The following is a 7,329-nucleotide window of genomic DNA, read 5'->3' as shown; positions in this document are numbered from 1 at the left end:
GTACCAAATGCCGTCTTATCGCAACATATTGGCGGCGAATCGGATTCAAATCAGTATGTCGAGAAAGGGCAACTGCTTGGACAATGGCGCGATGGAAAGTTTTTTCGGCAGGCTGAAAACAGAATGTTTTTATGTGCGACAGTTTGATACGGTTGATGAAATTGAACAGGCGGTTCATCAATATATTCAGTATTACAATGCAGAACGAATTCAAGTAAGATTAAAAGGATTAAGTCCGATACAATATCGAACCCAATTCTTTCATTAAACAGTCCAACTTTTGGGGGTCAGATCACATTGACCGCACTTTTGTTTTATAGCCGTCGCAAAGGCGACGGATAGTTGTGCTTTTTTAAGCGGTTTTAGGGTAGAATGTCGAACATTGTCCTGTCTGGCAAGGCGGCTGGTTTTTGTATAAGAACAGAATAAATAGAGGAAAAACAATGAGTTTAGTACCAATGGTGGTGGATCAGACCTCACGCGGCGAAAGAGCCTATGATATCTATTCACGCTTGTTAAAAGAGCGGATTATCTTTTTAAGCGGACAGGTTGAAGACAATATGGCGAATTTGATTGTCGCCCAGTTATTGTATTTGGAATCGGTCGATCCGGAAAAAGACATCAATTTATATATCAACTCGCCGGGTGGCGTGGTGACGGCAGGCTTGGCGATTTATGACACGATGCAATTTATCAAGCCCGATGTGCGCACGTTGTGTATCGGACAGGCGTGCTCAATGGGTGCTTTCCTATTGGCAGGCGGCGCGGCAGGTAAACGTTTTGCTTTGCCGCACTCGCGCGTGATGATTCACCAACCGCTGGGCGGTTATCGCGGACAGGCATCGGATATCCAAATTCATGCACAGGAAATTTTGAAAATCCGTGATACCCTGAACGGCCGCTTGGCATTCCATACTGGGCAACCGCTGGATAAAATCGAAAAAGATACCGAACGTGATAATTTTATGTCTGCTGACGAAGCCAAAGCGTACGGCTTGGTGGACGAAGTTTTAACGCAACGAATTTAATTTGGGTAACAAAATAATGTCAAACGAGAAAGAACATCACTGCTCTTTTTGCGGCAAAGAGCAGCATGAAGTTGAAAAATTGATTGCCGGCGTTTCCGGATATATTTGTAACGAATGTATTGAGCTGTGCCATGATTTGCTGGCGGAAGACGAGCAGAACAGTGCGCAGGAAAACGGGCAGAGTGAATCCAATGCTGCGGCAGTGCAGGAAAAATTACCGACGCCGCACGAAATCCGCAAGCATTTGGACGACTATGTCATCGGGCAGGATCACGCCAAAAAAGTGCTGGCAGTGGCGGTGTATAACCACTATAAACGTCTGAACAGCCAGCTGTCCAACGAGGTTGAGTTGGGCAAAAGCAATATTTTGCTGATCGGTCCGACCGGTAGCGGAAAAACACTGTTGGCGGAAACCTTGGCGCGTATGCTGAATGTACCGTTTGCGATGGCGGACGCGACCACGCTGACCGAGGCCGGCTATGTAGGCGAAGATGTGGAAAACATTATTCAAAAACTGCTGCAACGCTGCGATTATGATGTGGCAAAAGCCGAGCAAGGTATTGTTTATATTGATGAAATCGACAAAATTACGCGTAAGTCGGAAAATCCGTCAATCACCCGTGACGTCTCCGGCGAAGGTGTGCAGCAGGCGCTGCTGAAACTGATTGAAGGTACGACCGCTTCCGTGCCGCCACAGGGCGGACGCAAGCATCCGCAGCAGGAGTTTTTACGCGTGGATACGTCTAAAATCCTGTTTATCTGTGGCGGCGCGTTTGCCGGTTTGGATAAAGTGGTGGATCAGCGTAATAACGTGCGCAGCGGTATCGGTTTCGGTGCCGAGGTGAAAGGCGAGAAAGATAAAGCCGGTCTCAGCGAATTGCTGAAGCAGGTGGAGCCGGAAGATTTAATCAAATTCGGGCTGATTCCGGAGTTTATCGGCCGTTTGCCAGTGGTGGCTTCTCTGACGGAATTAGATGAAGAAGCGTTGGTGAAAATCTTGACCGAGCCGAAAAATGCGCTGACAAAACAGTATCAAACCCTGTTCAATCTGGAAAATGTGGAACTGGAATTTACCGAAGAAGCGTTGGTGGCGATGGCGAAAAAAGCATTGGCGCGTAAAACCGGCGCACGCGGCTTGCGCTCAATCCTTGAAGCGGTATTGCTGGATACGATGTATGATTTACCGTCATTGGATAATTTGCAAAAAGTGTTGATTGACCTTGCGGTCATCGAGGAGCAGCAACCGCCGAGGTTAGAATACAAGATGGATCAGGCGGGTTAATGCCCCATATTGGTAATTCTATAGTCAAAGTGCGGTTTCCAACCGCACTTTTGTTTTATCCAACCGCTGTTTTGATAGAAAATTTTAGCAAAATATTAAATAGTGCTTGAGATTTTCAAGCAATAACCCAATATAGAATTTATTAATCCCCAATGTAAGCAAGAGAGATGAAATAATGAGCACACAACCAACCATACAAACACATATTCCGGTGTTACCGCTGCGCGATGTCGTGGTATTCCCGTTTATGGTTATGCCTTTATTTGTGGGAAGGGAAAAATCTATTTTGAGCTTGGAAAAAGCGATGGAAAGCGGCAAACAGCTGTTGTTGGTTGCGCAAAAACAAGCGGAACAAGAAGATCCGAGCGGCGATGACATTTATTCCGTCGGTACTTTGGCAAATATTATCCAATTGTTGAAATTACCGGACGGCACGGTCAAGGTGCTGGTCGAAGGGCAAAAACGCGCCAAAATTATTGCATTAAATGATGACGAGTTTCTCTCCGCCGACATTGAAACCATTGACAGCGTGCGGGGCGACGAGCAAGAGCTGGCGATTATTAAAAACAGCAGTTTGGACGAGTTTGACTCCTATGTGCAATTGAACAAAAAAGTGCAGCCGGAAGTGGTGAGCGCATTGCGCAGCATTGATGATGCCGAACGCCTAAGCGATACGATGTCGGCGCATATGCCGATCGCGCTGGAAAACAAGCAGAAATTGTTGGAAAAAAACAATGTGATCGAGCGCTTTGAATTTCTGATCGGCACCATGCAGTCCGAGCTGGATATTTTGCAGGTGGAGAAAAGAATCCGCAGCCGCGTTAAAAAACAGATGGAGAAAAGCCAGCGCGACTATTATCTGAATGAGCAGATTAAGGCGATTCAGAAAGAGTTGGGCGAGCAGGATACCCATAACGATGAGATTGAAGCGTTGCGCCAGAAAATCGAAGAGGCACGCATGCCGATCGAGGTGCGCGAAAAAGCCGAAGCGGATCTGCAAAAATTACGCATGATGTCGCCGATGTCAGCGGAAGCGACGGTGGTGCGCAGCTATATCGAATGGTTGGTGCAAGTTCCATGGCATAAACGCAGCAAAGTGAAAAAAGATTTGGCCAATGCACAAAAAGTGCTGGATGCTGATCATTACGGCTTGGAACGGGTAAAAGAGCGGATCTTGGAATACTTGGCGGTACAAAGCCGTTTGAATCAGGTCAAGGGGCCGATTCTGTGTCTGGTCGGGCCGCCGGGGGTGGGTAAAACCTCGCTGGGGCAGTCGATTGCCAATGCTACCGGACGTAAATATGTGCGTATGGCGTTGGGCGGCGTGCGTGATGAAGCCGAAATCCGCGGACACCGTAAAACCTATATCGGCTCTTTACCGGGCAAATTGATCCAGAAAATGTGTAAGGTCGGGGTTAAAAATCCGCTGTTCCTGTTGGACGAAATCGATAAAATGTCATCAGATATGCGCGGTGATCCGGCTTCGGCTTTGCTGGAAGTCTTGGATCCGGAGCAAAATGCCGCTTTTAACGATCACTATTTGGAAGTGGATTACGATTTGTCCGACGTGATGTTTGTCGCAACTTCGAATTCAATGAATATTCCTGCACCGCTGTTGGATCGGATGGAAGTGATTCGCCTGTCAGGTTATACCGAAGATGAAAAGCTGAATATTGCCAAACGTCACTTGGTGGCAAAACAGATGGAACGCAACGGGCTGAAAAAAGGCGAATTGGCGATTGAAGACAGTGCGATTATGGGCATTATCCGCTTTTATACCCGCGAAGCCGGGGTGCGTTCTCTGGAACGGGATATTTCCAAAATCTGCCGCCGCGCGGTGAAAAACCTGCTGCTGGATAAAAGCGTGAAGTCGTTGGTGGTGAATGAAGATAACCTGCATGATTATTTGGGCGTAAAACGTTTTGAGTACGGGCGTGCCGATACTGAAAACCGTATCGGTGAAGTCACCGGCTTGGCGTGGACAGAAGTGGGTGGTGACTTGCTGACGATTGAAGCGGCTTCGGTTTTAGGGAAAGGCAAATTGAGCTATACCGGTTCGTTGGGCGATGTGATGAAAGAGTCGATTCAAGCGGCAATGACGGTGGTGCGTGCCAGATCAGAACGTTTAGGGATCAATCCGGATTTCTATGAAAAACGCGATATCCATATCCATGTGCCGGAAGGTGCGACACCGAAAGACGGTCCGAGCGCAGGGATTGCCATGTGTACCGCACTGGTATCGAGTCTGACCGGTAATCCGGTGCGTGCGGACGTGGCGATGACCGGCGAAATCACCTTGCGTGGTAAAGTGTTACCGATCGGCGGTTTGAAAGAGAAATTGCTGGCAGCGCACCGTGGCGGTATTAAGCTGGTACTGATTCCGAAAGAGAATATCAAGGATCTAGAAGATATTCCGGATAATGTGAAAGCGCAGTTGGATATCCGTGTGGTAGAAAATATCGACGAAGTGTTGTCACTGGCATTACAAAATCCGCCGGAAGGTATACAAATGGTGACACCGACGGTGGCGACAGCGGAGAAAGTGGTGGTGGCCGGTAAAAAACGCGGCAACAAACCACAACCTTCGTCGATTGTGAATTAATTTACCGTCAAACAAGGCCAAATTGACCGACTGCAATTCGGTAAATTTGGCTTTTTTGCCTTTGGTGGAAACGGATTATTCGTGCATAACACCCGCATTTCACATATAATCCGGCAATATTTTTAGAATTAATCAGCAACGGGAAAACAGTTATGTTGGAAAAATTGGGGAATGGCGTAGGCGGTGTGATGTGGAAAGTTGTCTTTGTACTGATTTCCATTTCTTTTGTATTGGGCGGTGTCGGCACTTATTTGGTTGGCTCGCACGATACTTCGGCAGCCAAAGTCAATGGTGATGAGATCAGCCAGCAGTCATTTCAATCTGCCTTGCAGCTGCAAACGCGTAATTTTAGTGATCAAATGGGAGCGGAATTCTCACTCTTGATGGATTCTCCTGAATTTTCTACTCGTTTCAGACAAGATGTCTTGAACGGTTTGATTGATGAAACGTTGTTGGGACAATATTTACAGTCTTTAGGCTTAGCGGTCAGTGATGAGCAAATCAAACGCGCGATTGTCAGCAGCCCTAACTTCCAAAAAGACGGTAAGTTCGATAATGAACTGTATCAAAGTTTCTTGCGCTTTAACGGCATCAGCGCCGATTATTACGCCCAGACATTGCGCGCTTCGGTTGCGATGCAGCAGTTGCAGCAAGGTTTGTTAGGCTCGGAAACCTTGAGCGAAGCCCATTTGAATCAATTGATTAAACAGATTTTCCAAACCCGCGAAGTGCGGTTGACGGCTTTCCCGTTGGCTGCTGAAATTGAAAAACAGCAGGTGAGTGAGCAGGAAGTCGAACAGTATTATAATGACAATAAAGCCGCATTTATGGTGCCGGAGCTGGTTAAGGTCGAATATGTTGATATTGCCAAACCGGACGTAGAAAAAAATATCAATGTCGGCGATATTGAAATCTCACAGTATTATCAGGACAACAAGGCGCAATTCAGCGGCAAAACCAGCCAGCATTTGGCGCATATCCAGTTGGCAGATCAAGCGACGGCGCAAGATTTATATCAACAGATACAAAACGGTGCTGATTTTGCCGAATTGGCGAAAACACATTCGCAAGATAAATTGTCGGCAGTCAATGGCGGCGATCTGAGCTGGTCGACCGACGGCGCTTTCCCAGCGGCCTTTGAAAATGCGGCTTATGAAACCGACGTCGGCGCAGTCAGCCAACCGGTGAGTGTCGATGGGGCGTACCATTTGATTAAGGTGCTGGAGCGCAAGCAAGGCGAAGTGCAGCCGTTGGATCAAGTGAAAAGCCAAATAGCCGACACAATTCGTAACGAGCAAACATCAAGCGGCTTCTTCCGTCTGGAAAAAGAAGCGGCGGAAAAAGCGTTTGAAAATCAGGCTTCACTCGCCGACGTAGAACAAGCCGTCGGTAAAAAAGCCGCCCAAACCGACTATTTTTCACGCCAAGATGTGCCGACCGCACTGAATTTCCCGAATGTGGTCTATAACATTTTCGATACCGATTTGCTGCAAGGCGGCATGAATTCGGAAGCAATTAACGTCGGAGAACAGCATTCGATAATTGTGCGCGTAGTGGATCACAAAGCCGCTAGCACAAAAACACTGGAAGAAGCAAAAGCCGATATTGTGACGTTCCTGAAACAGCAGAAAGCCGAAGCGTTTTTACTGAGTGAAGCGCAAAAAGCGGCGGCGGCATTGAATCAGGGCGATACGCAACAAGCACAGCCGCAAAATGTCGTATTGCCGCAAGGTGTAAGTTTGGCAGCGCAAACACAACGTTTCGTTTATGCCAGAATGCAGGATGCGCAGTTGCGCGAAGGGGTGTTTTCGATTCCGGCGGCAGAAGGTAAAAGCGTATATAAAGCGTTGCAAGACGGCAACGGCGAAGTTTATTTGGCGGAGTTGGTCAGTGTCAGCGACGGTGTCGCCGACAGCAATGAGCAACAGGCTTTGGCGCTCAGTTATTTGCAGGGCAAGCAGCTGCAAACATATAACAGTCTGATCCAATCCTTGCGTAATCAGGCGAAAATCGAAATTAATCAAGATTTTATCCAACAACGTGATTTACCCTAATCCGCGATATTTGACTCTCGTTCCCCGTCTTTGGACGGGGATTTTTTTACCGCACTTCATGCGGTCTTGACAGGGCAACCGCGCACTTTGTCTAATAATCAACCAACAACACCAAACATCAGCTCTGACCTGAATTCATCTGACCAACCCGCTGCTTTCAGCTTCATCCGCATACTCATTTTAGCCGGGTGAAGCCGCGATAAATTCAACGCAAAACGGCGCAATATCGCCATATTCTCCGCGCCGTCATCCTTGCTTATCACACAATCATCTTCCCGATAGACCATATCCAGCACCCAGTGCGCCTTATTCTCCACTTCCCAATGACCGCGAATACTGTGCGATAATTGCTCCGCACTTGCC

6 protein-coding genes are annotated in these 7,329 nt (G+C 47.6%); 5 read left to right on the top strand and 1 reads right to left on the bottom strand.

The genetic code is table 11. From position 1 onward, the window contains the following. The 5 genes from B8880_RS11000 to B8880_RS10980 form a co-directional block, all read left to right on the top strand. Positions 1 to 268 (top strand): IS3 family transposase (locus B8880_RS11000; RefSeq protein ID WP_143933427.1); only part of this gene is annotated, 268 nt, incomplete at its 5' end. A 175-nt stretch (positions 269 to 443) separates the two neighbouring features. Beyond that, a complete protein-coding gene (gene clpP, locus B8880_RS10995; RefSeq protein WP_084257654.1) occupies positions 444 to 1,028 on the top strand; it encodes an ATP-dependent Clp endopeptidase proteolytic subunit ClpP in 585 nt (194 codons plus the stop codon). 16 nt (positions 1,029 to 1,044) lie between these two features. After that, entirely contained in the window at positions 1,045 to 2,310 is a 1,266-nt protein-coding gene (gene clpX / locus B8880_RS10990; protein WP_084257653.1) for an ATP-dependent protease ATP-binding subunit ClpX, read from the top strand. Between the two features lie 175 nt (positions 2,311 to 2,485). Then, complete coding sequence (gene lon / locus B8880_RS10985; RefSeq protein WP_084257652.1) at positions 2,486 to 4,912, top strand: endopeptidase La; 2,427 nt, start codon at positions 2,486 to 2,488, stop codon at positions 4,910 to 4,912. A 152-nt stretch (positions 4,913 to 5,064) separates the two neighbouring features. Next, positions 5,065 to 6,966, top strand: a complete 1,902-nt coding sequence (locus B8880_RS10980; protein ID WP_084257651.1) for a SurA N-terminal domain-containing protein — start codon at positions 5,065 to 5,067, stop codon at positions 6,964 to 6,966. Positions 6,967 to 7,064: 98 nt separating this feature from the next. Here B8880_RS10980 and B8880_RS10975 read toward each other — a convergent pair. Then, on the bottom strand, positions 7,065 to 7,329 hold a 265-nt coding region (locus tag B8880_RS10975), incomplete at its 5' end, for an ISAs1 family transposase (protein WP_143933410.1).

The sequence above is a fragment of the Pasteurella testudinis DSM 23072 genome, assembly GCF_900176075.1.
GTDB lineage: Bacteria > Pseudomonadota > Gammaproteobacteria > Enterobacterales > Pasteurellaceae > Chelonobacter > Chelonobacter testudinis.
The sequence above is the reverse complement of the archived record's forward strand: the minus strand, read 5'-3'. Positions and strand labels throughout refer to the sequence as shown.